The organism is Xanthomonas sp. NCPPB 2864 (assembly GCF_056675615.1).
In genome coordinates this window covers 44,041-66,846 of record NZ_JBWWVS010000013.1, presented here as the reverse complement: position 1 = coordinate 66,846, position 22,806 = coordinate 44,041, and the positions used below count along the sequence as shown (strand labels likewise).

The window sequence follows — 22,806 nt, the reverse complement described above, 5'->3', positions numbered from 1 at the left end:
CGGTCGCGAAAAGCCAGAGCCAGAGCCAGAGCCGGGGCTAAATTTAAGCGAGCTGGCCAAAGCCAAAGCCAAAGCTGAAGCTAAAGCTAAAGCTAAAGCCAAAGCCAAAGCCAAAGCCAGAGGCAAAGGTCCGAATCTCACCACGGCACCCGGACGTTTCAGGCGCAATCGAGCACCGTAACGAGACTGGGGCGACGAGCTGGATTTACTGCCGTTGGCCACCATATTGATCCGTGCTGGCGTACCGCCGGCCCGGACGATTGGAGACCTGCATGCCCGAGCTGCCCGAAGTCGAAACCACTTTGCGTGGCCTGGCTCCGCATCTGGTTGGCCAACGCATCCATGGCGTCATCCTGCGACGCCCCGACCTGCGCTGGCCCATTCCCGAGCAGATCGAGCGCATGTTGCCCGGCGCGACCATCACCGATGTGCGTCGCCGTGCCAAATACCTGTTGATCGATACCGATGCCGGCGGCAGCGCGCTGCTGCATCTTGGAATGTCGGGAAGTCTGCGCGTGTTACCCGGCGATACGCCGCCGCGGGCGCACGATCATGTGGATATCAGCCTGGAAAATGGCCGTGTCCTGCGCTTCAACGATCCGCGCCGGTTTGGTTGCCTGTTGTGGCAAAACGACACGCACGTGCACGATCTGCTGGCGGCACTTGGCCCGGAACCATTATCGGATGCATTTACTGGCGATTATCTGCATGCACTGGCGAGTGGCCGGCGCGCGGCAGTGAAAACCTTTCTGATGGATCAGGCGGTCGTTGTCGGCGTGGGAAATATCTATGCGGCAGAAAGCCTGCATCGCGCCGGAATCAGCCCATTACGCGAAGCGGGCAAAGTGTCGTTGGACCGTTACCGGCGCCTGGCCACAGCAGTGAAAGACATCCTCGGCTACGCCATCCAGCGCGGCGGAACCACGCTGCGCGATTTCATCAGCCCGGACGGGGCGCCCGGTTACTTCGAGCAGGAACTTACGGTGTATGGGCGCGAGGGTGAAGCCTGCAAGCAGTGTGGACGTGCGTTGAAACACGCCACCATCGGGCAACGTGCGACGGTGTGGTGCAGCAGTTGCCAACGTTGAACGCCGGCCAGGTGACCCACGCTGATCGAAACACCAGCCTCCAGTTCTGGATCAGTGACGACCGCTGGCGAGTAGCCCTTGGATAACAGCACATGGCGCCCTTGGAGCCGCAGTTGCCGATTGCTTGATGGTGCGTTGCCGTACATCGCGCCACAATCGTGACGTCCTGCGATTGGAGTCGTCCATGCCTGCCTCACTGCGCTACGTTATGCCGATCATGCTTGTGGTTGCATCAGCGTTGCCGCTGGCAACAGGCGCATGCGCGGATGAGCTTATGTCCAGCACCAAACCCGCAGTTGAGCGCATCCAGTTGCACAACGGAGTTGTTGAACTCAGTGCTACGCCCGCGTTCGGTGGGCGCGTGTTGTCCTTTAATTTGCGTGGACACCCCAACGTGTTGAAGACGGGTGAGGCAGTTGATCAGCAGCCCGTGCCAGAAGTGTCCGCGACCGCAGGCGATATCCCGTACCTCGGCCACGATGTCTGGGTAGGGCCGCAGAGTCAGTGGTGGGTGCATCAACAGGTCAACCCGACACGCAAGGCGGCCACCGCGGTCTGGCCACCGGATCCGTATCTGTCGTTGGCAACCACACGTGCAGTCACACGTAGTGGCGATCACCTGATCCTGGAAGGCGTGCCTAGTCCGGTCACCGGCGTGCAGCTACGCAAGCGCGTGGCTCTTTCATCCACGCGTGCCGATACCGTGGAGGTTGAGGCCACCGCCCGCAATATCCGCAGCGAGTCCATCGCCTGGGATCTGTGGTTCAACACGCGTGTCGCGGCGAGCACGCGTGTATTCCTACCGGTTGCCGACGCGGCAGACATTCGCCTCCAGCCGCCGACCGAGGCCGGCACGGTTGCGCCGGCCTACCGGCATCACGGCGGCGTGTTTGCATTGCGTGCCGATGCACGTCAGGACGGGCTGATTCAGCGTGGCAAGGTGTTGTTGCAGCCTTCGGCAGGCTGGATGGCGGGCTTTGCAGGCGACCAGGTGCTGGTGATCCGCTTTGCGCACCAGCCGCTGTCCGCCATCCATCCGGAGCAAGGGCAGGTGGAGCTGTATCTGGACGCGCCGCCGCAGCATCCCGAGCGCGGGCTGCTGGAAATGGAAGTGCACGCGCCGTACCGGCAGCTGGCGCCAGGCGAGCGCATGCAGGCGAACGAGCAATGGACCTTGCTGCGCTATACCGGATCCGACGCGCAGCAGGCGCAACACCAGTTCCTGTGCAGCAAGGCGCAGGAGCTGCAGCTGACCAATGCGTGCGCGCCTTCGTCTCAGGCGCCCTGACCTCCGCATTCACCTCCGTGCCGAGCTGTGGCTATGATGGCGGCCATTCCCTGAGCAGACCGATGCGCATGCAACGACGCCACTTCCTGAAGAATGCCGCCGCCGCATTGGCCGCGCTCGGTTTGCCGGCGCTGCCGCAGTGGGCGTTGGCGGCCAAGGCCGTTGGACTGCGTCGCCTGGGGCAGCCGCAGCCATTCGACTATGGCTGGCTCAAGGGGCAGGCGCGTGCGTTGGCCACGGCGCCTTACAAGAGCCATAAGCAGCTGCTTCCGGGGTCGTTGGAAGCGTTGAACTGGGATCAATACCAGTCGATCCGCTACCGCCAGGACCATGCGCTATGGGCGGACGGCAACGGCAAGTTCCAGGCGAAGTTCTTCCATCTGGGGCTGTATTTCCACACCCCCGTGCATATCTACGACATCGTCGACGGCAAGGCGCAGCAGCTGGCCTACGACCCAGCGGCGTTCGATTACGGCAGCAGCGGGCTGGGCGGCAAGCAGCTGCCCAAGGACCTGGGCTTTGCCGGGTTCCGTCTCAATACGCGCAAGGACACCGATCGCGATTTCTCGGCCTTCCTGGGCGCGAGCTATTTTCGCGCAGTCGGCAAGGAAGGCCAGTACGGGCAGTCGGCGCGCGGGCTGGCGATCGACACCGGTACCGGTGGGCCGGAGGAGTTCCCGGACTTCATCGCCTATTACCTGGAACAGCCGGCCGACGATTCGAACACCGTGGTGGTGTACGGGCTGCTGGATTCGCCCAGCGTTGCCGGTGCGTATCGCTTTGCCATCACCAATGGCGAGGTGCTGGTGATGGAGATCGACAGCGCGCTCTACCCGCGCAAGACCATCGAGCGATTGGGTATCGGCCCATGCACCAGCATGTACCAGGTCGGCGAAAACGATCGCCGCATGGACTGGGACTGGCGGCCGGAAATCCACGACACCGATGGCCTGGCAATGTGGACCGGCGGCGGCGAGTGGATCTGGCGGCCGTTGTGCAATCCGCCGCAGCTGCGCTTCAACATGTTCGTCGATGAGAATCCGCGCGGATTTGGCCTGCTGCAGCGCGATCGCAACTTTGACCATTACCAGGACGACGGCGTGTTCTACGAGAAGCGCCCCTGCCTGTGGGTGGAACCCAAGAACGGCTGGGGCAAGGGCTCGGTGCAGCTGGTCGAGATTCCGACCGTGGACGAGACCTTCGACAACATCGTGGCATTCTGGAATCCGCAGGACAAGCCGCAGCCGGGGCAAGAGTTGCTGATGGGGTACCGGTTGTATTGGGGCGCGCATCCGCCGGCCAGCTCGCCGCTGGCGCATTGCGTGGCCACGCGCACCGGCCTGGGCGGCATCGTCGGGCAGAAGCGCAGCCATTTCTCGTGGCGGTTTGCGGTGGATTTTGCCGGTGGCGAACTGGCTGCGTTGGCCAAGGACCCGAAAGCCAAGGTCGAGGCCATCCTCCAGGTGTCGCGTGGCAGCACCGAGATCGTGTCGGCGCGTCCGCTGCATGAGCTCAAGGGCTATCGGGCGATGTTCGACCTGGTGCCGCCGGATGACAGCACCCGGCAGATCGATATCCGCCTGTTCCTGCGCGCCAACGGCAAGCCGCTGACCGAGACCTGGCTGTACCAGTGGACGCCGCCACCGGCGAGCGAGCGCAAGGTCTACTAGCGCACAGGGACGTCGCGCGACCGATAAGGTGGGCGATTGTCAGGCAGGTGCGGGTGGCGCAGTGACGACAGGCCGCCGATTTCGAATGGCGACCGTGGCTGCGTTACAGCCGCACAGTCGCGGCTGCGGCGCCCAGGCGCCGCCTCGGACTCAGGCCGGCGTCGAGCTGTTGACCAACTGCATGCGCGCACGCGGGCGCACGCAGGCCAGGTCCACCCGGAAGCAGGTGCCGTCCTTGCCGCTGAGGATACGCAGTTCGCCTTGATGGGCCCGGGCGATCTGGGCGGCCATGTGCAGGCCCAGATCCACTTCGGGCAAGGCGCGTCCACCGGTGTGCACGTGGGTGGAGGCCTGCAGCACGTCGAGCCGGCGTGGATCGATCCCGTCCAGATTGCAGACCTCGATGCGCAGGCGGCCCTGCTCGGTGACCGCGACCGCCTTGATCAGCGAACTCTGTTGCCCCTGCACCACGGCGTTGATCATCAGGCTGCCGAACATCTGTGCCAGGCGCACCGCATCGCCATGCACCGGCTCGTCGATGGCCACATGCGTGGACAGCACCTGGTTCGGATACGCGGCGCGGGTTTCATCGACAACCTGCGACAAGGCATCGAGCAGGTCGCTGCCGTTGCCGTAGTCCAGTTGCAGCCAGTCGCGTTCGATACCGCGCGCGAAATCGTTGGCGAAGTCGATCAGTTCTTCCATGCGCCGCAGGCTGCGCTGCATCGACCGGATCGCGCCGCCCTGGCGCTGGTTGAGCGGGTCGATTGCCAGCATGTCCACCACCGCATGCATGGACTGCAGCGGGTTGCGCAGATCGTGGCCAAGGATGCCGATGAATTCTTCGCGCAGGCGCGCGGAGGCGCCGATACGCCCCAGCTCGCTGCGTGCGCGCCGCGATTCCTGCGCGCTCTCTTCGGCGCGTTGTTCGGCCTGGATCTGCGCTGCCAGCAGTTGCGCCAGCAGCTCGACCTTTTCCACCATCGGCGCATCCATGACGCGCGGCAACGGGTCCAGCGCGCACAAGGTGCCGAACACGCTGCCGTCGTCGAACCTGATCGGCACCGAGACATAGCTTTCGAAGCCATAGAGCCGCGGCGTGGGGTGGTCGCGGAAGACCGGGTGCTCAGAGGCATGGCCGAACCACAAGGCGTTGCCCTGGGTACGCACGCTGTCGCAGAAGGTGGTGACCAGGGGCAGCTCGTCGCCGGGCGCCAGGCCGAACGACAGCTCGTCGCGGACCTGGCAGGTGATCCAGCGCGTATCGGTCACGCGCGCAACAGCCGCGAACCCCATGCCGGTCAGGCGGGTGAGAATGGTCAGGACATCCGGGACCGACGATAGCCGGCCAACACGCGCGATATCTGCGCGTAACTCGGGAGGAAGCGGACCCATGAATTGCCTCCCGACAAGTGGATGGTCGCCAGTTTACAGGACTGTGGTTGCGCCTGGTTGCGCGTGGATCGCTGCAACGGCACGGCAACGATACGCCTGTCGATGTGTAGCGGAAATGCAGCGGCGATCGAATGCCTGCAGGGGTTTATCGACGCATCACACGTGCATACCGGGGCAGCGCGTCAACGGCATTTCGGCTGAATTCTTCAGCCCGTCCCCGTGCCGGTTTCCCTGTCCGACGAGCCCGCAGGCGGCAGCGGCAACGCGATCTGCAGCGGGTCGATGCGGCCTTCGCCACGCATGATCTTCTTGAACTCGGCGCGGCTGACCGACACGTAGCGCTCGTTGCCGCCGATCTCCACCTGCGGGCCGTCCTGCACCGCGTGGCCTTGCGCATCCACGCGCACGGTCATGGTGGCCTTGCTGCCGCTGTGGCAGATGGTCTTGATCTCCTCCAGCTCGTCGGCCCAGGCCAGCAGGAACTGGCTGCCCTCGAACAGCTCGCCGCGGAAGTCGGTCCGCAGGCCGTAGCACAGCACCGGAATGCGCAGGCGGTCGACCACCTCGCTCAACTGCCAGACCTGGCCACGGTTGAGGAACTGCGCCTCGTCCACCAGCACGCAATGCAGCGCGCCTTCGGCCTGGATGTCGCGTTCGATCAGTTGCTGCAACTCGGTGCCGCGATCGAAGGTGCGCCCGTCCGCGCGCAGGCCGATCCGCGAGGCCACCACGCCGCTGCCGGCGCGGTGATCGAGCTTTGGCGTGAGGATCAAGGTGCGCATGCCGCGTTCGCGGTAGTTGTGCGCCGACTGCAGCAAGGTGGTGGTCTTGCCGGCATTCATTGCCGAATAGTAGAAGTAGAGCTTGGCCATCGGTGGATTTTACCGGGCCGGGCGGCCGGCGGTGACGGCCATCTGCATGAACCGGCGGCGCAGTCCTGCCCGGCGCGGCGCCGGTACAATGGCCTGCTCTGTTGGAAGCCTCTATGCACGGTCTCAATCCCCCGCAAAGCGCCGCAGTGCTGCACTGCGAAGGTCCCTTGTTGGTGCTGGCCGGTGCCGGCAGCGGCAAGACGCGCGTGATCGTGGAGAAGATCGCGCACCTGATCGCCACCGGCCGCTATCCGGCCAAGCGCATCGCCGCGATCACCTTCACCAACAAGTCGGCCAAGGAAATGCGCGAGCGTGTGGCCAAGCGCATCCGTGGCGATGGCGCCGATGGCCTGACCATCTGTACCTTCCACGCGCTGGGGCTGAAGTTCCTGCAGATCGAGCACGCCGCTGCCGGCTTGAAGCGCGGCTTTTCGATCTTCGATTCCGACGATGCCGCCGCCCAGATCAAGGATCTGATGCACGGCGCCAAGCCCGATGCGATCGAAGATGCCAAGAACCTGATCTCGCGCGCCAAGAACGCCGGCCTGTCGCCCGAACAGGCGATGGCGGCGGCACGCAGCAACCGCGAAAAGGAAGCGGCCAGCCTGTACGAGCGCTACCAGGCGCGGCTGACCGCCTTCAACGCGGTGGACTTCGACGACTTGATCCGCCTGCCGGTGCAGATCCTGGAGGCCAACGAAGAGATCGTGATGGGCTGGCGCGAGCGCATCGGCTACCTGCTGGTGGACGAGTGCCAGGACACCAACGATGCGCAGTACCGGCTGTTGAAAATGCTGGCCGGCCCGCGCGGCAACTTCACCTGCGTGGGCGACGACGATCAGAGCATCTACGCCTGGCGTGGCGCCAATCCGGAAAACCTGCAGCAGATGGGGCGCGATTATCCGGCACTGGAAATCATCAAGCTGGAACAGAATTACCGCTGCTCCAACCGCGTGCTGCGTGCGGCCAATGCCTTGATCGCGCACAACCCGCACGAGCACTTGAAGACCCTGTGGAGCGACCAGGCCGACGGCGAGCGCATCCGCGTGTGGGAATGCCGCGACAGCGAGCACGAGGCGGAAAAGGTCGCCGCCGAGATCTCGTTCCTGGGTACCGCCAAGCAGGTGCCGTGGAGCGATTTCTGCATCCTGTTTCGCGGCAATTTCCAATCGCGGCCGCTGGAAAAGGCGCTGCAGCTGCTGCGCGTGCCGTATCACCTGACCGGCGGCACTGCGTTTCTGGAGCGGCAGGAAGTCAAGGACGTGCTGTCGTGGTTGCGGCTGATCGTCAACCCCGAAGATGACGCGGCGTTTTTGCGCGCAGTGCAGTCGCCCAAGCGCGAGGTCGGTGCGACCTCGCTGGCGCGGTTGGCCGAGCTTGCCAGTGCGAAGTCGGTGCCGATGTCGCGCGCGGCCGAGTCGATGGGCGCGCTGCAGCACCTGCCGCCGCGTGCGGCCAATGGCCTGAGTGCGTTCACCGATATCCTGCGCGATATGCGCGAGCATTCGGCCAGGCTGCCGGCGGGGGAGCTGGTACGCATGCTGGCCGACAAATCCGGCCTGCTCAACGACCTGCGCAACCAGTCCAAGGACGAAACCGGCTTCCAGCGGCGCAAGCGCAATCTGGACGAGCTGGCCGAGTGGTTCGAAGGCGGCCCGCGTGGTGCAAGTGCCAGCGATCTGGCCGCGCAGCTGGCGTTGTTGTCGCGCAACGACAAGGACGATGGCGGCAACCAGGTACGCATGATGACCATGCACGCGTCCAAGGGCCTGGAATTTCGTTACGTGTTCATCGTCGGCTGCGAGGACGGCGTGCTGCCGCATGAAGTGAGCCTGGAAGAAGGCAACCTGCAGGAAGAGCGCCGCCTGCTGTATGTGGGCATCACCCGCGCCAAGGAGCAGCTGTGGATGAGCCACAGCAAATTGACGCGCAAGTTCGGCGAGCATGTGCGGCTCAAGCCCAGCCGCTTCTTCGACGAGATCCCGGCCGAAGAATTGCAGCGCGATGGTGCCGACCCGGTGGCCGATGCCGAGCGCAAGAAAGAGCGCGCCAGCGCGGGCTTGGCGGCGATCCAGGCGTTGTTCGACTAGCGGTTGTTGCGTACCACGCAGGCTTGCCAGCGACACGCCTGCACGGCAGTCTGGTTTGCCCTGATGCCGGAGTGCGCCGTGACTGTCGTGATCGAAACCCCGCGTTTGCGCCTGCGGACATTGGATCCCGAGCGCGATGCCGACGCAGTGCTGACGCTGGTCAACGACCCCGGCTTCATCGCCGGCATCAACGACCGCGGTGTGCGCACCCGCGAGCAGGCGCGTGATCATCTGCGTGAGTGGGCGCAAGCGCACCGGGAAAAATACGGCTTTGCGCACTGGGCGGTGGAGACGCGCGCGGAAGGGGCGTTTGCCGGCACATTGGGGTTGTTGTGCCGCGATACCTTGCCGGTGCCGCATATCGGCTTTGCACTGCTGCCCGAACATCGCGGCAAGGGCTATGTCAGCGAGGCCGGGCGCGCAGTGCTGGACCATGCGCGCGATGTGCTGGGGTTGCCGCAGTTGTGCGCGATCGTGTCGCCGGACAATGCCGATTCGATTCGCGCGCTGGAAAAACTTGGGTTGCAGCGGCAAGGCCTGCGCGTGTTGAGCCAGGAGGACCATCCGGTGCTGTATTACACGATCGCGCTCGCTCCGGCCGACATGGACAGCCGGGCAGGCCTGCGGCACCCTGGCGGCGACTCTCACCGCTGAACGCGGCCGACACAACGCAGCAAACAGTCGTCAGCGTGGCGGGGACGGCGCGCAGGCACTTCGGTGGATGGACGGCGCAGCGACTCCGCACCGCACCTGCCTGGCGATGAGCGCCGTCGTTGTGTCCGTCGCCCCAACAAGGACACTTGCATGCCATTGCTGGTCAACGCCTATTCCACGCTGCGCGAGCCGTTGTGGCCGGATTTCCTGCCGCGTGCCGCCGTGCAGCACCGCGACCACGCCGATCCGGAACTGGCCACGCATCTGCATGGCTTCGTCGGCTACGTGAGTCAGGCCGGCGACGGCCAGATGACTCAGCCGCGCTATCACCTGATGCGGCATGTGCAGCGGGTGCGTCAGCACTTCACCTTCGAGGTCGACGATGCGGCTTTCGGGGAATTGGCGCAGTGGGCCGAGCAGGCCAACGCGGTGTGTTTCCTGGCCGACGGCAGCGTGCGCGATCCGCACGGGCGGGTGCTGATCAGCCAGGGCGAGCCGGCGATCGATGAGCAGGCGCAGGTGCCGTATCCGCCGGATGCCTTGCAGCGGCGTGCGCAGCAACTCGCGCAGCTGACCGCGCAAGGCATCCGCGTGCCCCCCAGCCTGCCGCCGGTGCCTGGCGAGGCCGAAGCGCGGGTGCGCGATGCGGCGGCGGTGACGCAGCGCATGCTGGCATTGTTTGCGGTGGCCTTGCGCGCGGAGATGCTGGCCGCCGGCGATACGCCACCCGGGTTGGAAGAGATGGACGCCCGCCTGCCCGGCGTGGCGGTGGCACTGTCGCCGCAGGAGCGCGCCTTTTTTGCCCAGCCTGCGCCGGAGCCGCAGCAGCTCGCCAACTTCGGATGGCGCTACGAGAGCCTGGCCGTGCTGCAGTGGGCCCTGGGGCTGGCCGAGGCGCTGCCGGAGCCGACCAGCCTGTGCGATGTGCCCCTGGCTGCCCAGCGCGCGCTGGAGCATGCTGAGGCCGCGACGCGGCCGTTGCTGACGCTACGGCCGGTGCCCGAGCTGCTGGATGCGCTGGACCGGCACTTGCGCCTGCATTGGGCGGTGCGCCAGGCCGGCCAGAGCGAGCAACCGCCACCGGCCGGCATCGTGCCGGGCGTGGTCTACGAGCGTCACTACACCCTCAACTGGCTGCTGCACTTCGAAGACGCCGACTGGGACGAGGTGGATACGCCGACGTAAGCGGGCCGGCCGCAGGCTGCGCCGTCACTGCGCGGCAAGCGCGTCATCTGGCGGTCTGGCTGGTCGTTGCGTGCTTTGCGCTCCGCGCAGGCGTCGATGTGAAGCGGGCATCTCCAGGAGCGAACCGTCGCCCTAGGCGCCAGCCGCCTCCAGGCGCGCCTGCACGGCGGCCAGTGCATCCTGCAGCTCGGCGACGGTGGCTTCCAGCGTTTGTACGCGCGCTTCAAGCTCGCTGCTGTCGGCACTGCTGCGAGGGCCTGGCGCAGCGCGTGCCGCCGCGGCCTGCAACGCCTCTACGTCCAGCTCGCCGCTGAGCAGATGCGCATAGCGGTCCTCGCGCTGGCCGCTGGCACGCGGCAGCTGCACCGCCAGGCCGCGCTGGATCAGCCGGTCCAGATGGTGGCGTACGTCGTCGGCATCGTTGAAGCGCGCCAGCCGCTCGCTGCGCGCGAACAGCTCGCCCAGCGTCTGCGGGCCGCGCAGCAGCAACAGGCCGATCAGGGCCACCTGCTGGCGGGTCAGATCCAGCACGCTGCCCAGCCGGTGTTCGTAACGCTCGGCGCGCGAGGAGAACTGCTGGCGCACCAGGCCCAGCGTTTCCAGCTGGCGTAGCGCGTGATGCACCACGCCGGTCTGCAGGTTCAGCACCGGCTCGCGTGCGGTCTTCTGGTTGGCGGCCACCTGCGCGGCGTTGACCGTGAGCGGATACGCATCCGGCGTGGTCGCCTCTTTTTCGATCAGGCAGCCAAGCACGCGGGCCTGGGCGGTATCGAGGACGGGCGGGGAAGGTGCATCTGTCATGGGGGCGACTCCGGGGCAATCAGCGCACAAGCATATGCCGATCCTGCATTGGCGTTCTTCAGGCCGCGATCCCGTGCAGGGCAGCCAGAGCGGCAACGGGATCGAAGCGGCCGTCAGTCGTCGCAGGCGCATGAGGCACGCGTGCAACGCCAGCAAATCCCACGGTGACCACGTCGCCGTGCGTGCGCACGTGCCGCTGCCCGCAGCACTGCTGTCGGCCGGAGCGGGCGGCGCGGCGCGAACCCGCTAAAATCGCGGTCTTCATTGCCGCTCCTGTCCTGGTGGATGCCATGCGCCCCTCGCTTTACGCCCCGTTGTCCCTGCTCGCCTGCACCGCGCTGGCCCTGAGCGCCTGCAAACCCGGCGATAAGGAGCTGGCGCAGCGCGCGCAGGACGCGGCCGTGTCCGCCAATGCGGCCGCCGGCGCCGCCGCAGCCAAGACCGCCACGCCGCCCGTGGCCGCCACCGCGCCGGCCGGCGACGACAACCTCAACGCGGTGCTGTGGATGCAGCGCTCGGAGGAATACCGTGCAGTGGCCGAGCAGACCTACCGCGCCGCTGCCGACAAGCTGGACGCGGCGCTGAAGCAGCCCAACTGGGACGCGCTGGTGCCCGAGGAACGCGGCAATGCCGCCACCGGGCTGAAGCCGGCGGTGGTGCTGGACGTGGACGAGACGGTGCTGGACAACTCGCCGTACCAGGCGCGCCTGCTGCGCGACGGCAAGGAATACGACGAGCTGAGTTGGGACCAGTGGGTGGCGGAGAAGAAGGCCACCGCGATCCCGGGCGTGGTGGATTTCGCCAAGGCCGCCAATGCCCGCGGCATCACCCTGGTCTATATCTCCAACCGCGCCGTGCACCTGAAGGACGCCACGCTGGCCAACCTGCGCAGCGTCGGGCTGCCGGTGGCCGATGACAGCGTGTTTCTGGGCCTTGGCACGGTGGTCCAGGGCTGCGAGCAGAACGGCAGCGAGAAGAACTGCCGGCGCCAGCTGGCCGGCCAGAAGTACCGCGTGCTGATGCAGTTCGGCGACCAGTTGGGCGACTTCGTGCAGGTCACCGCCAACACCGGCCAGGCGCGTGGCGCGCTGCTGCAGCAATACCACGACTGGTTCGGCGAGCGCTGGTGGATGCTGCCCAACCCCAGCTACGGCGGCTGGGAGCCGGCGCAGTTCAACAACGATTACGCCCAGCCCTGGCAGCAGCGCCACGATGCCAAGCGCGCCGCGCTGGAGGTGGCCCGATGAGCCGCGCCCCGTTGCCGCTGGCCGCGCATGAGCGGCTGATCTTTGCGCTGGATGTGCCCGGCCACGACGAGGCGATCGCCTGGGTCGACCGCCTGGGCGAGTCGGTGTCCTTCTACAAGATCGGCATGGAGCTGCTGGCCTCTGGCGAGTACTTCCAGGTGCTCGACGCCCTGGCCAGGCGCGACAAGCGCGTGTTCGTGGACCTGAAGTTCTTCGACATCCCGGCCACCGTGGCCGGCACCATCCGCCGGCTGGCGCAGTGGCCGGTGAGCTATTGCACCGTGCACGGCTGGCACGCCGGCATGCTGCAGGCCGCCGCCGAGGCCAACCACGGCGACATGCGCCTGCTGGCGGTGACCGTGCTGACCTCGATGGGCCGGCCGGACCTGGCGGCGATGGGCATCGACCGCGAACCGGTGGAGGTGGTGGTGGAGCGCGCGCTGGCCGCGCAGGCCGCCGGCATCGACGGAGTGATCGCCTCCGGCCAGGAGGCCGGCCCGATCCGCAGCGCCACCGGCGCAGGGTTTTCGATCGTCTGCCCTGGCATCCGCCCCGGCGGCCCGGTCGGCGACGACCAGCAACGCACCGTGGGTGTGGCGCAGGCCTTCCACGACGGCGCCGATGCCATCGTGGTTGGCCGGCCGATCCGCCTGGCTGCCGATCCGGCCGCTGCGGCGAATGCGATCCAGGCCGAGATTCGTACTGCATTGGGGCAACGTCACGAGTAAGGCGGCTGCGGTTTCTTGCGACCTCGCAAGATGCGAAATGCGATAGCCAGTCAACTCAGGTAGGGAAATCACCCACCTGGGGTGGGGTATTGCCTGCTGGTGAGGATTACGTGAAAACGTAATTCTTTATCGGCAGGCGACCTAGACGGTGACCATCGTCTGCAAGGATGCGCATGTGCGCGATGTTTGCGCCATATCGCCCAAGGACGGTACTACCGCAGCGTCTCGCGCTGCCGGTCGCTGCCGATATGGGACACCGGTTTCGGATAGCAGTGTCATGCGTGATCTTTTTCGGCCGCTAACTGCGGTGGTGCTTTGTATTGGCCTTGGCGCCTGTTCTCTCGTCGCCAACGTGCCTGAGTTGTTCCGCTACAACGAACCCACCGACGGTCAACGAACGCGTCTGCGCATCGTCGGCGATGACGGTAATACCGTCATCTACCCTGGGACCACGTGCGACCGTGCCAACGTGCCGGGATTTGGCAGAGCTGCTCGCGCGCTGGTGTTCGGTGGGCAGGATCTGGGCATGCCGCGCTTGAGCGATACACCCAAACATCCCTTGGAATTGGCTGTGCGGGCAGGTGAACCCATGGTGGTGGGTTTCAGTGCCGGTGCTGTAGCCAGTCAGACGTGTCCCAAAGCGCCGCCAGGCTATCGAATGGTCTGCAATGCCCCGATCGGTCACGGGCCGACTTGCGCAACCACGCGGAGTTTCGTGCCGGAATCGGGTATCGATTACGAGGCGCACGTGGATTTCGGTGCGGGCCGCTGCCGGCTCGATGTGTATGCCCTGACAAAGCGTAACGACGGTACGACCGAACGCCGCGCCATTGCCGCCGCGTTACCCAGCTGCCCCGCCACCTCAAAGGAATGATTGCCATGGCACATGTCCGTTTAATCTCCATTGGCCTGGGCGCCGCACTGCTCAGCGCCTGCGCAACGGCTCCAAAACCCAAGGCGATCGTCGCCGAGCCGATCCAGCCACCATTGACCGTGGTCGCGTCGAAAGATACCTATCGCAAGACCACCGGGTTGCGTGTCGTGCATCGCTCGCACACCGCAAAGGCAACTAGCCTGAAAGTCATGCAGGGAATCTTCGGGGCGATGAGCACCGGCGGAAACATTACGGCATTTAAGAAGGAGGATCTGCTCGGTGACCCGAATGAGGATCTGGTAGATCCTTCAATCAAGGAACTCCCGCACGCGCTGGAAGAACAACTGCGCAGTTATGCGCTGGCGCATCCTGCGGCCACGCCGCCCGCGCAGTTTGTGATCCGTCCCGCCACATGGGCATTGATCTACACTTCGTTGTCGGATTCGCAGACGCCCTACCAATTGCACCTTTCATTGGATATGGAAGCGCGTGCTCCGGACCGCGACGGCCAGCGCCAGGCAACGGTCACACAACGCTGCAATCCGGCACCCATTGAGTTGTCACTGGCCGACTGGCAAGCGGCAGACTACGCCAAGGTGAAGCAGGTGGGTGCTGATTACGTTGCTCAGTGCAGCGAAGAGTTCGCACGCAACTTCCCGACCTTGTTTCACGAGACCGCAGCGGTCGCTGCTTCTGACTAATCAATGAGTTACGTAGATATTATTAAAGTGTTGCTTTAACGTTAAAGCCTGCGTACGATGCCCCTCGTCCGATGTCAGTCGGAAGCTGTGCCACTCATTGTCCACCGGGCTTGTCCCGGTTTTCGAAGGGATCGGGCCTTGTGCCCGGTCCTTTTTTTTGCCTGCCGATCGGTGCTTGCAGCGACTGCGTCGGCGGTGCCGTCGCTCAACGCGGCGCCGCTGCCTTGCAGTAGCGATCAATGAACTGCTGGTGGGTCGGCATGACGTCCACGCAGTGGCCGATGGTCTGCGCCACGCTGGCCAGGAAGCGTTCGGCGTCGTGATCGGGCACCTGGTCCACCAACGGGTGATAGCCCCGCGGCAGGATGCCCTGGCCGACCATCACCTGCACCCAGCTGATCTCGGCGAACATCTCCTCGGCATTGCGGTAGAAGCGCCCGCTGTCGCGGAACAGGTCCAGCGTGGTCTGCAGCTCCGGGGTGATCGGCATGGTGCGGCAGTGGCGCCAGAACGCGCTGTCGTCGCGCTCGGTGGCGTGGTAATGCAGCACCAGGAAGTCGCGGATGCGGTCGAACTCGAATGCCAGCCGGTCGTTGTAGCGCTGCACCAGCACCGGGCTGATGCCCTCGCGCGGAAACAGCTCCAGCAGCCGGGAAATGCCGGCCTGGATCAGGTGGATGCTGGTCGATTCCAGCGGTTCCAGGAAGCCGCTGGCCAGGCCCAGCGCCACCACATTGCGGTTCCAGAACTGCTTGCGCCGGCCGGTGGTGAAGCGCAGCGGGCGCGGGTCGGACAGCGGCTTGCCCTCCAGGTTGGCGAGTAGCGTCGCGGCGGCTTCGTCGTCGCTGATGTGCGCGCTGGAGTACACATAGCCGTTGCCGGTGCGGTGCTGAAGCGGGATGCGCCACTGCCAGCCGGCCGCGCGCGCGGTGGAGCGCGTATACGGCGTGGGCGGGCCGACGTTTTCGCTCGGCACCGCCAGGGCGCGGTCGCAGGGCAGCCAATGGGTGAAGTCGTGGTAGCCGGTGTGCAGCGCTTCTTCGATCAACAGCCCACGGAAGCCGGAGCAGTCGATAAACAGGTCGCCGCTGACGACCTGCCCGGAGGCCAGCTGCAGCGATTGCACGTGGCCGCTGTCCGCATGCAGCTGCACCTGCTCGACCAGGCCTTCGATACGGGTGACGCCGCGCTGTTCGGCGTAAGTGCGCAAGAAGCGCGCGTACTGCGTGGCATCGAAGTGATACGCGTAGGCGATATTGGCCAGCGGCGAATTGGCCGGCACATCGCCGGCCGAGGTCATGAACTTGCCGCGCACCGCGGCCACGGTGTTGAGCGTATAGGCACCCAGCGGCTGCGCCTTGCCGCGCGCGTGCTGCTTGATCCAGTACTGGTGGAACGGCAGCAGCCCGAGCGGGTGCCCAATCTGGGTGCCGAAGCCATGGATGTACGACGTGCCGGGCCGCTGCCAGTCGACGAACTCGATGCCAAGCTTGAAGCTGCCCTGGGTCTGGCGGACGAACTCGGCTTCGTCGATGCCGAGCAGGTTATTGAAGGCCTTGATGTGCGGCACGGTGGCCTCGCCGACGCCGACGGTGCCGAGCTGTTCGGACTCGATCAGCTGCACCTTGAAGCCGGGGCCAAGCACGCGCGCGAATGCCGCGGCGGCCATCCAGCCTGCGGTGCCACCGCCGACGATGACGATGTTGCGGAGGGGAGCGGGGATCATGCCTGTGTGTTCCTGGGCAAAGATGGCGGACGGACAAACGAACGGGGCCAGCCGGCCCCGTTCGAACTACCACACGCCCATGTCGGCGCGTGTGGCGATGGGGCCAATCAGAACTTGGCGCCGATTTCCAGCACGACACTGCGCGGCACGTAGTTGATTTCGCCACTGGTGTTGATGGCGATGTCCGGATCGAACTGCCCGTTGCTGCCGAAGCCGTTGTAGGCGTACGCGCTGTAGTTCTTGAAGTTGAAGGCGTTGAGCAGGTTCACGCGCGCGTTGAGCTTGAAGTCCCCGACCACGGTGAACTCCTTGGTGGCCTGGAAGTCCACCGTGCGGTAGCCCCAGATATCGCCACCGACCAGGAACTTGCCGCTGCCCGGCGGGGTGACACCGACCTGCTGGCAGGTCGCGCCATCGGGATCGGTGAAGCCGAAGCAGGCGATCGTGTTGATCGGCTCGGGCGTTGCCAGCACCAGCTTGGCACCGAAGGTGACGCCCCACGGACCATCGATCGAACCGGAAGCGACAAAGCGATGTGCGGCCACGGCGTCGGACTTCACGAACGGATAGCCGCGGATGGTCGCCTTGTCGAAACCGTACGGCTCATCGATGTTGCGGTTCTGGCGCGCGCTGGTGTGGGTGTAGGACAGGGTCAGGCCCCAACCGGATTCCTTGGTGTACGGCTTGTCGGCCGACAGCAGGACCTGGCTGTTGCGCTGCTCCAGGCCGTTGCTGCCCAGAATGGTGTTCTGGTAGCCCGGCACCGGCTCGCCCCACGGCACGTTGCCGTTCTGGAAGTAGGAGCCATCCGGATAGCGGTTGATCAGGCCCATCGCAAAGCCGTCGTAGCTCAGGATGCGCTGGAACGTCACATCGGTCAGCCAGTCGCCCACCTGGTTGGTGATGCCGATGCTGTACTGGTCGCTGTACGGCGTCTTGAGCTTGTTGTTGAACATGAACAACTCGGCGCTGCCAGCGACACCGGGAATGGTGTTGAGCTGATCGATGCCGTTGAGGTAACGCGGGTCGAACGCAACGCACGTGCGGTCTGCGCGATAGCACTGCTGGGTTGCCGGGTTTTCGAAATACACCGCGACCGGCGACAACGCCGCCTTACTGGTTTCCAGGGCCAGCTGCTCGAACAGGTTGCGGTCGTACGAACGCGCGGCACCGCCGTGCAGGATGGCGGCCTCGTCACCGAAGAAGTCGTAGGAGAAACCGAAGCGCGGAGCCCAGGCATCCTTGAAGTTCTTGCGGTTGTTGCCGGTGCTGATGTAATCGGCCACGTTGATGCCGCTGGGCAGCAGACGGTTGGCCCATGGTTGACCGGGGTTTTCCGCATCGTTGGCGTACAGCGCGTCGACGAAGGCCTGCGAGGTCACGAAGTCGGTGTAGGCCGGTGTGTCCTCGTAATCCCAGCGCACGCCGATGTTGATCATCAGCTTGTCGGTGGCGGCCCAATCGTCCTGCAGATAGATGCCGTACTGCTTGGACGGCGATACCACCGTCGCCCGCTGGCCGGGCGTGGTGTAGGGCGCAATGAAGTCGACGCGATACGGCGTGGATTCCACGCTGCCGCCGTTGACGCGGTAGCTGAACTGCGGATTCAGCGCGGCCGCGTCCTGCGAGGTCAGCTCGATGTCCTTGTAGTTCACACCCATCTTGATGGTGTGTTCGCCGTGCCACTGGAAGCTGGTGAAGGTCAGGTCGTTCTGCAGGAACCAGCCCTTCTGGCTCTTGCGCTGCGCATTCCTGCCGCCGGCCGAACCGGTGGTCAGGAAGGTGCGCTCATCGATATCGGTGGAGCCGGCACGCGGCTGGAAATATGTGTAGACGATGCCGTTGCCCAGCGTGCGCGGGGTCGGGTTGTTCTCCGAGTTTTCGGTGCCGACGATGACCTCGTTGAACCAGTTGTCTGCACTGTGCTGCCAACGCAGGTTGGTGCGCTTGTCCTTGTTGATCTTGTCGGTGGCTTGCGCGAGCGTGTTGGTGCCGCCCACGTTGGCGGTCTGGGTCTCGTCGCGATAGATCGTGCTCAGCTCGATGCGATCGCGATCGGTGGGTTCGAAATCGATCTTGCCGAAGAACAGGTCTTCTTCGAACGGCATGTTGGCCGGGCCGTACTGGCTGGCCAGATCGGAAGGCAGCTGGTTGAGGAACGCGGCTGCCTCTGCGCTCGGTTGCACGCTCTTGGGTGCGACGTTCTCCTTGCCTTCGTAGGCAACGAAGAAATGCATGCGGTCCTGGATGATCGGCCCACCCAACGCAAACCCGTATTCCTTGGTCTGCGAATCGATCTTGCCGTTGGCTTCCTCGTCGGGCCGCTTGTCGCGCAGATCCTGGTCGGTGTAGCGATAGAAGGCTTCACCGTGGAATTCGTTGGTGCCGGACTTGGTGGCCGCGGTGATCGCCGCGCCACTGATCTGGCCGTATTCGGCCTTGTAGTTGGAGGTGATGACCTTGTATTCGCCGATCGCCAGCTGCGGGAACGGGTTGCCCTGGGTGTCGCTCTGGCCGGCAACGCCGCCGCTGCGCACGTAGCTCTTCTGGCCGACGCCGTCGATATACAGATTGCCGGCGCTGGCATTGGAGGCGCCACCGCGCAGCTTGGTGTTGCCGTTGCCATCCACCTGAAACACCATGCCCGGCACGGTGTCGGCGAACTCGAGGAAGTTGCGCGTGGCCTGCGGCAATTGCTGGATCTGTCGCGCCGAAATGGTGTTGCCCACCTCGGAGGTCTTGACGTCGCGAATCATCGGCGCGCTGACCGTCACCGTGTCCAGTGTGGTCGCGTCGCCGGCGGGCGCCGCGGCCGCCTCGGTGCCGAGATCGACGGTGGCGCTGGAGGCCACCGACAGGGTCACCGTGCGGCTGGCGCCGTTGGATTCGACCTTGTAGGTGCCCGGCTGCAGACCGACGATGGTGTAGTTGCCGTTGGCATTGACCGGTGCGCGTCGCACCGAGCCGGTGGCGAGGTTGGTGACGACGACCTCGCTGCCGCTCTGTGCGGAAGCGACCTGTCCGCGCAACGTGGCGTTGCTGGACTGGGCCATGGCCGGGGTGGTGGCGAACAACGAGGCAGCCAGGGCGCAGCACAACAGGCTACGTGCCGGCAGGGTGGAGACGGTGCGGTGAGTCTTCATGACTTTCCCCCTCCCAGGGGTAAAGCGCGAACCAGTGAAGTGACTGGCGCGTCGAGGTTGGTGCTTGGTGTGGATGGAACGGGTACAGCGGGCAACAAACAAACAGCAGGGACGGCAAACACAGCAAAAACGGTCGCCAACCGGAGCGTGGCGTCTGCGGCATCGCGCGTCGCGCCGCAGCAACACATCTCAATCGGGACGATGCAACAAACCTGCTGCCGGCCCCTCCCCATTGCCGTGGGGCCGATGCAGCTTAGGCAGCGGGTGCGGTACCGGCGTCGAGACGCCGGATGCCGCCAACGCAGCCGTTACCAGATGATGCGTGCGCTCATGAACAAGGTCCGTGGCGGAGTGGACATCGCGCCGTACTGGTTGATGCTCACGCGCGGGTCGTATACGCCGGCACTGCCCCAGTCGATGCTGTACTGATCGTAGTTGCGGAAGTTCAGCGCATTGATCAGATCGCCGCGCACCTGCACCGTCACCGCATCGGTGATGTGCATGTCCTTGGACAACGACAAGTCCAGCTGGCGGGTGCCGAAGATATCGCCGCCGGTGATGAACTTGCCGCCGGGCGCATCCACCGAGACCACGCGGATGTTGTCCGAACTCGGGCCGCCGTACTGGTCGTAGGAGATCGCCTCGTTGCGCGGCGGCACCGTGGCCAGGGTCAGCTTGGCCGAGCCGCTGATGCCCCAGAACAGGTCGTAGATGCCGGTAAGCACCAGGCGGTGGCGCGGCACCGCATTGAGATCCAGGAACGGGTAGTCGGCAATGGTGGCCGCATCGAATCCGTAGCGATCGTCGTTGCCGCGATTGCCGCGCGCACGCGAGAAGGTGTAGGCCGCAGTCAGGCCCCAGCCGCTCTCCTGCGTATAGGGCTTGTCTGCCGACAGCAGCAACTGGCCGGTCTTGGTCTCCACGCCGTTGTTGCCGATGATCAGGTTGCCGAAGCCGCGGGGTGTCTGGCCGAACGCCTGGTTGCCGTTCTGGAAGAAATCGCCGTTGGCATAGCGGTTGCCCAGGGTGAAGATGAAACCGTCCTTGCTGTGGATGTACGACAGCGTGGCCGAGGTGTTCCAGTCGCCCAGCTGGGTGCGCAGGCCCAGCGAATACTGGTCGGCATACGGCGTCTTCAGATCGTTGTTGAGCAGGTCGATTTCGCCGTTGCGCACGCGCGCATCGACCAGGTTGGCCAGGCTGTCGGGATTGCTCACATAGTTCGGATCGAAGGCGGTGCAGGTACCCGCCGCCGGGACGCAGTTGGTGGGCCCGGCAAAGCGGATCGTGTACTGCGCCAGCGCGGATTTGATCTGCTCCAGGCCCATCACGTCGAACAGGTTGCGGTCGTAGCTGCGGCCGGCACCGCCGAACAGCACCAGCGACTCGTCGCCACGGAAGTCGTAGGAAAAGCCCAGGCGCGGTGCGAAGTTGTTGTTGTCCTGTTTGCGATTGCGGCCGTTGCTGATGTAGTCGTTGATGTCCACCCCGCCCTTGGCCAGCTGCTCGGCGTAGGTGGCGCTCACGGCCGGATCGGTGCCGGGGCCGTTCAAGGCCGCCACCACTTCCGGCGGGGTCACGTTGTCCAGGTACGAGGGAATCTTTTCGCCATCCCAGCGCACGCCGATATTCAACTGCAGCTTGTCGTTGACGTCCCAATCGTCCTGGATGTACAGGCCCAGCTGCTTGCTGGTGGTGGTCACCGACGGTGCGGCACCGGCGAACGGCAGGTTGAAGCGCACCTGGTAGGGAATGGCCGAGGTGCCCGCGCCATCGCCCACCGCGTAGTAGAACGACGGGTTGGCCGCAGAGTTCTCGCTCTGGGTCAGCTCCACTTCCTTGTACTTCACGCCCATCTTGATGACGTGGTTGCCGTGCCACTCCAGGTTGTTGAAGGTCAGGTCGTTCTGGAAGCTGGGGCCCTTCTGGCCCTTGCGCTGGATCGCCAGGCCGCTGGTGGCGCCGTCGTTGAGCAGCACGTCGTCTTCGGCGATGCCGCGCGTGTACACGCTCTGGCTGCCCACGGTGTAGGCGGTGGGATTGAACAGCACGTCTTCATAGGACACGCGCGCTTCGTTGACGTAGCGCTCGCCGTAATGCTGCCAGCGCAGGTCGAAGCGCTTTTCGGTGTTGAGGTTGATCTTGGAGGCGATCGCGGTGGTCTGGCCGCCGACGCTGTCGCGGCTTTCCTCGTCGCGGTACTTGCCGGTGAGCTCGAGGCGGTCGTTCTCGCCGATGTCCCAGTCGACCTTGCCGAAATACAGGTCTTCGTTGAACGGGCGGGTGACCGAGCCGAGCCGGCTCTGCACGCCGGCCGGCAAGTCGTCGCTGAGCGCGCTGAAGCGATCGGGCACGGCCACCGGATCGGCCGAGACCTCGAAGCCCTTGCCTTCGTAGCTGAAGAAGAAATGCGCCTTGTCCTGCACGATCGGTCCGCTCAGCGCAAAGCCGTATTCGTCCTGGTGGGTCTTGCGCTTGCTGCCATCGGAGTTGGGCGCGCCGGCGCGTTCGTCGGGCTGACGCGCGCGGAAATCGGTGTTGCTGGTGCGCCCGAAGATCTCGCCGTGGAACTCATTGCCGCCAGACTTGGTCGAGGCCACGATCGCCGCCGAACCGACCTGGTCGAACTCGGCCTTGTAGTTGGAGGTGATGACCTTGTACTCGCCGATGGCCAGCTGCGGGAACGGGTTGCCCGCGCTCTGCTCCTGCCCGGACACACCGCCGAACAGGTAGCTCTTCTGGCCGACGCCGTCGATGTAAACGTTCACCGCCGAGCTGCCCTGCGCGCCGCCGCGGATCTGGCTGTTGCCGTTGGAGTTGGTCTCGAACTGCATGCCCGGCACGGTGTCGGCGAACTCCAGGAAGTTGCGCGTCAGCTGCGGCACGGTGCTGATCTGCTTCAGCGACACGTTGGTGCCCACTTCGGAGGTCTTGACCTCCTGCAGCGTGGTGGCGGTGACCTGCACCGCATCCAGCGTGGTGGCATCGCCGGCAGGCGCCGCGGCTGCGCTGCCGCCCAGGTTCAAGGTGACCGACGAGGCCACCGACAGGGTCACGGTCTGCTCGCTGCCGGGGCCGGCATCCACCTTGTAGGTGCCCGGGGGCAGGCCAACCAGCGCGTAGCTGCCGTCGGCACCGGTGGGCACGCGTCGGACGGCACCGCTGGCGACATTGGTCGCGGTCACGGTGGTGCCGGCCTGTGCTGCCGCAACCTGGCCGCGCAAGGTCGCATTGCTGGACTGGGCCATGGCCGGGGTGCTGGCCAGCAACGAGGCGGCAAGGGCGCAGCACAACAGGCTGCGCGCGGGCAGGGTGGAGACGGTGCGGTAATTCTTCATGACTTC

General features: G+C 65.2%; 18 protein-coding genes. 11 read left to right on the top strand and 7 right to left on the bottom strand.

Annotation, left to right across the window (positions count from 1 at the left end; genetic code table 11):
- The 4 genes from AC1KVE_RS19470 to AC1KVE_RS19455 form a co-directional block, all read left to right on the top strand.
- Positions 1-181: hypothetical protein (locus tag AC1KVE_RS19470; protein ID WP_481092908.1), on the top strand; the 181-nt coding region annotated here is incomplete at its 5' end.
- 91 nt (positions 182-272) lie between these two features.
- Complete coding sequence (gene mutM, locus AC1KVE_RS19465; protein ID WP_481092909.1) at positions 273-1,088, top strand: bifunctional DNA-formamidopyrimidine glycosylase/DNA-(apurinic or apyrimidinic site) lyase; 816 nt, start codon at positions 273-275, stop codon at positions 1,086-1,088.
- Between the two features lie 184 nt (positions 1,089-1,272).
- Entirely contained in the window at positions 1,273-2,376 is a 1,104-nt protein-coding gene (locus tag AC1KVE_RS19460; protein ID WP_481092910.1) for a DUF4380 domain-containing protein, read from the top strand.
- Positions 2,377-2,444: 68 nt separating this feature from the next.
- On the top strand, positions 2,445-4,046 hold the full coding sequence (locus AC1KVE_RS19455; RefSeq protein WP_126966967.1) for an OpgD/OpgG family glucan biosynthesis protein: 1,602 nt from the start codon (positions 2,445-2,447) through the stop codon (positions 4,044-4,046).
- A gap of 150 nt (positions 4,047-4,196) precedes the next feature.
- On the opposite strand, the gene AC1KVE_RS19450 is transcribed toward AC1KVE_RS19455, so the two are convergent.
- Entirely contained in the window at positions 4,197-5,441 is a 1,245-nt protein-coding gene (locus tag AC1KVE_RS19450; protein ID WP_481092911.1) for a GAF domain-containing sensor histidine kinase, read from the bottom strand.
- Positions 5,442-5,647: 206 nt separating this feature from the next.
- Complete coding sequence (locus AC1KVE_RS19445) at positions 5,648-6,313, bottom strand: thymidine kinase (RefSeq protein WP_024937658.1); 666 nt, start codon at positions 6,311-6,313, stop codon at positions 5,648-5,650.
- A 113-nt stretch (positions 6,314-6,426) separates the two neighbouring features.
- Between AC1KVE_RS19445 and rep the strand changes: the two genes are divergently transcribed.
- The 3 genes from rep to AC1KVE_RS19430 all read left to right on the top strand — a co-directional run bounded on the left by rep (position 6,427) and on the right by AC1KVE_RS19430 (position 10,242).
- Positions 6,427-8,403 carry a DNA helicase Rep gene (gene rep, locus AC1KVE_RS19440; protein ID WP_481092912.1) on the top strand — a complete coding sequence of 659 codons (1,977 nt, stop codon included), beginning with the start codon at positions 6,427-6,429 and terminating at the stop codon, positions 8,401-8,403.
- Between the two features lie 63 nt (positions 8,404-8,466).
- Complete coding sequence (locus AC1KVE_RS19435) at positions 8,467-9,057, top strand: GNAT family N-acetyltransferase (protein WP_054592231.1); 591 nt, start codon at positions 8,467-8,469, stop codon at positions 9,055-9,057.
- A 150-nt stretch (positions 9,058-9,207) separates the two neighbouring features.
- Positions 9,208-10,242 carry a DUF4272 domain-containing protein gene (locus AC1KVE_RS19430; protein WP_104575883.1) on the top strand — a complete coding sequence of 345 codons (1,035 nt, stop codon included), beginning with the start codon at positions 9,208-9,210 and terminating at the stop codon, positions 10,240-10,242.
- Positions 10,243-10,374: 132 nt separating this feature from the next.
- Here the strand turns inward: AC1KVE_RS19430 and AC1KVE_RS19425 are convergent, their stop codons facing one another.
- Positions 10,375-11,043: a YceH family protein gene (locus tag AC1KVE_RS19425; RefSeq protein WP_104555610.1), complete on the bottom strand. Its 669-nt coding sequence runs from the start codon at positions 11,041-11,043 to the stop codon at positions 10,375-10,377.
- A 58-nt stretch (positions 11,044-11,101) separates the two neighbouring features.
- The gene (locus tag AC1KVE_RS19420) at positions 11,102-11,308 is read right to left on the bottom strand and encodes a hypothetical protein (RefSeq protein WP_481092913.1); all 207 of its coding nucleotides are present in this window, start codon (positions 11,306-11,308) and stop codon (positions 11,102-11,104) included.
- Between the two features lie 16 nt (positions 11,309-11,324).
- Here AC1KVE_RS19420 and AC1KVE_RS19415 point away from each other — a divergent pair, with 16 nt between their 5' ends.
- The 4 genes from AC1KVE_RS19415 (at position 11,325) to AC1KVE_RS19400 (ending at position 14,593) form a co-directional block, all read left to right on the top strand.
- Entirely contained in the window at positions 11,325-12,290 is a 966-nt protein-coding gene (locus tag AC1KVE_RS19415) for a 5'-nucleotidase, lipoprotein e(P4) family (RefSeq protein ID WP_102256375.1), read from the top strand.
- Positions 12,287-13,018, top strand: a complete 732-nt coding sequence (gene pyrF / locus AC1KVE_RS19410; protein ID WP_046345131.1) for an orotidine-5'-phosphate decarboxylase — start codon at positions 12,287-12,289, stop codon at positions 13,016-13,018. The genes AC1KVE_RS19415 and pyrF overlap by 4 nt, the downstream gene beginning before the upstream one ends.
- 277 nt (positions 13,019-13,295) lie before the next feature.
- Complete coding sequence (locus tag AC1KVE_RS19405; RefSeq protein WP_126966958.1) at positions 13,296-13,892, top strand: hypothetical protein; 597 nt, start codon at positions 13,296-13,298, stop codon at positions 13,890-13,892.
- A 5-nt stretch (positions 13,893-13,897) separates the two neighbouring features.
- Positions 13,898-14,593, top strand: a complete 696-nt coding sequence (locus AC1KVE_RS19400) for a hypothetical protein (protein WP_184381416.1) — start codon at positions 13,898-13,900, stop codon at positions 14,591-14,593.
- Between the two features lie 205 nt (positions 14,594-14,798).
- Here AC1KVE_RS19400 and AC1KVE_RS19395 read toward each other — a convergent pair whose 3' ends face one another.
- From AC1KVE_RS19395 to AC1KVE_RS19385, 3 genes are all read right to left on the bottom strand, one after another.
- Complete coding sequence (locus tag AC1KVE_RS19395; RefSeq protein WP_024937642.1) at positions 14,799-16,319, bottom strand: tryptophan halogenase family protein; 1,521 nt, start codon at positions 16,317-16,319, stop codon at positions 14,799-14,801.
- A 107-nt stretch (positions 16,320-16,426) separates the two neighbouring features.
- On the bottom strand, positions 16,427-19,462 hold the full coding sequence (locus AC1KVE_RS19390; protein ID WP_054592241.1) for a TonB-dependent receptor domain-containing protein: 3,036 nt from the start codon (positions 19,460-19,462) through the stop codon (positions 16,427-16,429).
- A gap of 308 nt (positions 19,463-19,770) precedes the next feature.
- On the bottom strand, positions 19,771-22,800 hold the full coding sequence (locus AC1KVE_RS19385) for a TonB-dependent receptor (RefSeq protein WP_481092914.1): 3,030 nt from the start codon (positions 22,798-22,800) through the stop codon (positions 19,771-19,773).
- Positions 22,801-22,806 lie beyond the last annotated feature (6 nt).

Excerpts from the sequence above, each read along its gene's own strand:
- mutM (WP_481092909.1), top strand. The coding sequence starts at position 273 with ATGCCCGAGCTGCCCGAAGTCGAAACCACTTTGCGTGGCCTGGCTCCG.
- AC1KVE_RS19460 (WP_481092910.1), top strand. The coding sequence starts at position 1,273 with ATGCCTGCCTCACTGCGCTACGTTATGCCGATCATGCTTGTGGTTGCA.
- AC1KVE_RS19455 (WP_126966967.1), top strand. The coding sequence starts at position 2,445 with ATGCAACGACGCCACTTCCTGAAGAATGCCGCCGCCGCATTGGCCGCG.
- AC1KVE_RS19450 (WP_481092911.1), bottom strand. The coding sequence starts at position 5,441 with ATGGGTCCGCTTCCTCCCGAGTTACGCGCAGATATCGCGCGTGTTGGC.
- AC1KVE_RS19445 (WP_024937658.1), bottom strand. The coding sequence starts at position 6,313 with ATGGCCAAGCTCTACTTCTACTATTCGGCAATGAATGCCGGCAAGACC.
- rep (WP_481092912.1), top strand. The coding sequence starts at position 6,427 with ATGCACGGTCTCAATCCCCCGCAAAGCGCCGCAGTGCTGCACTGCGAA.
- AC1KVE_RS19435 (WP_054592231.1), top strand. The coding sequence starts at position 8,467 with ATGCCGGAGTGCGCCGTGACTGTCGTGATCGAAACCCCGCGTTTGCGC.
- AC1KVE_RS19430 (WP_104575883.1), top strand. The coding sequence starts at position 9,208 with ATGCCATTGCTGGTCAACGCCTATTCCACGCTGCGCGAGCCGTTGTGG.
- AC1KVE_RS19425 (WP_104555610.1), bottom strand. The coding sequence starts at position 11,043 with ATGACAGATGCACCTTCCCCGCCCGTCCTCGATACCGCCCAGGCCCGC.
- AC1KVE_RS19420 (WP_481092913.1), bottom strand. The coding sequence starts at position 11,308 with ATGAAGACCGCGATTTTAGCGGGTTCGCGCCGCGCCGCCCGCTCCGGC.
- pyrF (WP_046345131.1), top strand. The coding sequence starts at position 12,287 with ATGAGCCGCGCCCCGTTGCCGCTGGCCGCGCATGAGCGGCTGATCTTT.
- AC1KVE_RS19405 (WP_126966958.1), top strand. The coding sequence starts at position 13,296 with ATGCGTGATCTTTTTCGGCCGCTAACTGCGGTGGTGCTTTGTATTGGC.
- AC1KVE_RS19400 (WP_184381416.1), top strand. The coding sequence starts at position 13,898 with ATGGCACATGTCCGTTTAATCTCCATTGGCCTGGGCGCCGCACTGCTC.
- AC1KVE_RS19395 (WP_024937642.1), bottom strand. The coding sequence starts at position 16,319 with ATGATCCCCGCTCCCCTCCGCAACATCGTCATCGTCGGCGGTGGCACC.
- AC1KVE_RS19390 (WP_054592241.1), bottom strand. The coding sequence starts at position 19,462 with ATGAAGACTCACCGCACCGTCTCCACCCTGCCGGCACGTAGCCTGTTG.
- AC1KVE_RS19385 (WP_481092914.1), bottom strand. The coding sequence starts at position 22,800 with ATGAAGAATTACCGCACCGTCTCCACCCTGCCCGCGCGCAGCCTGTTG.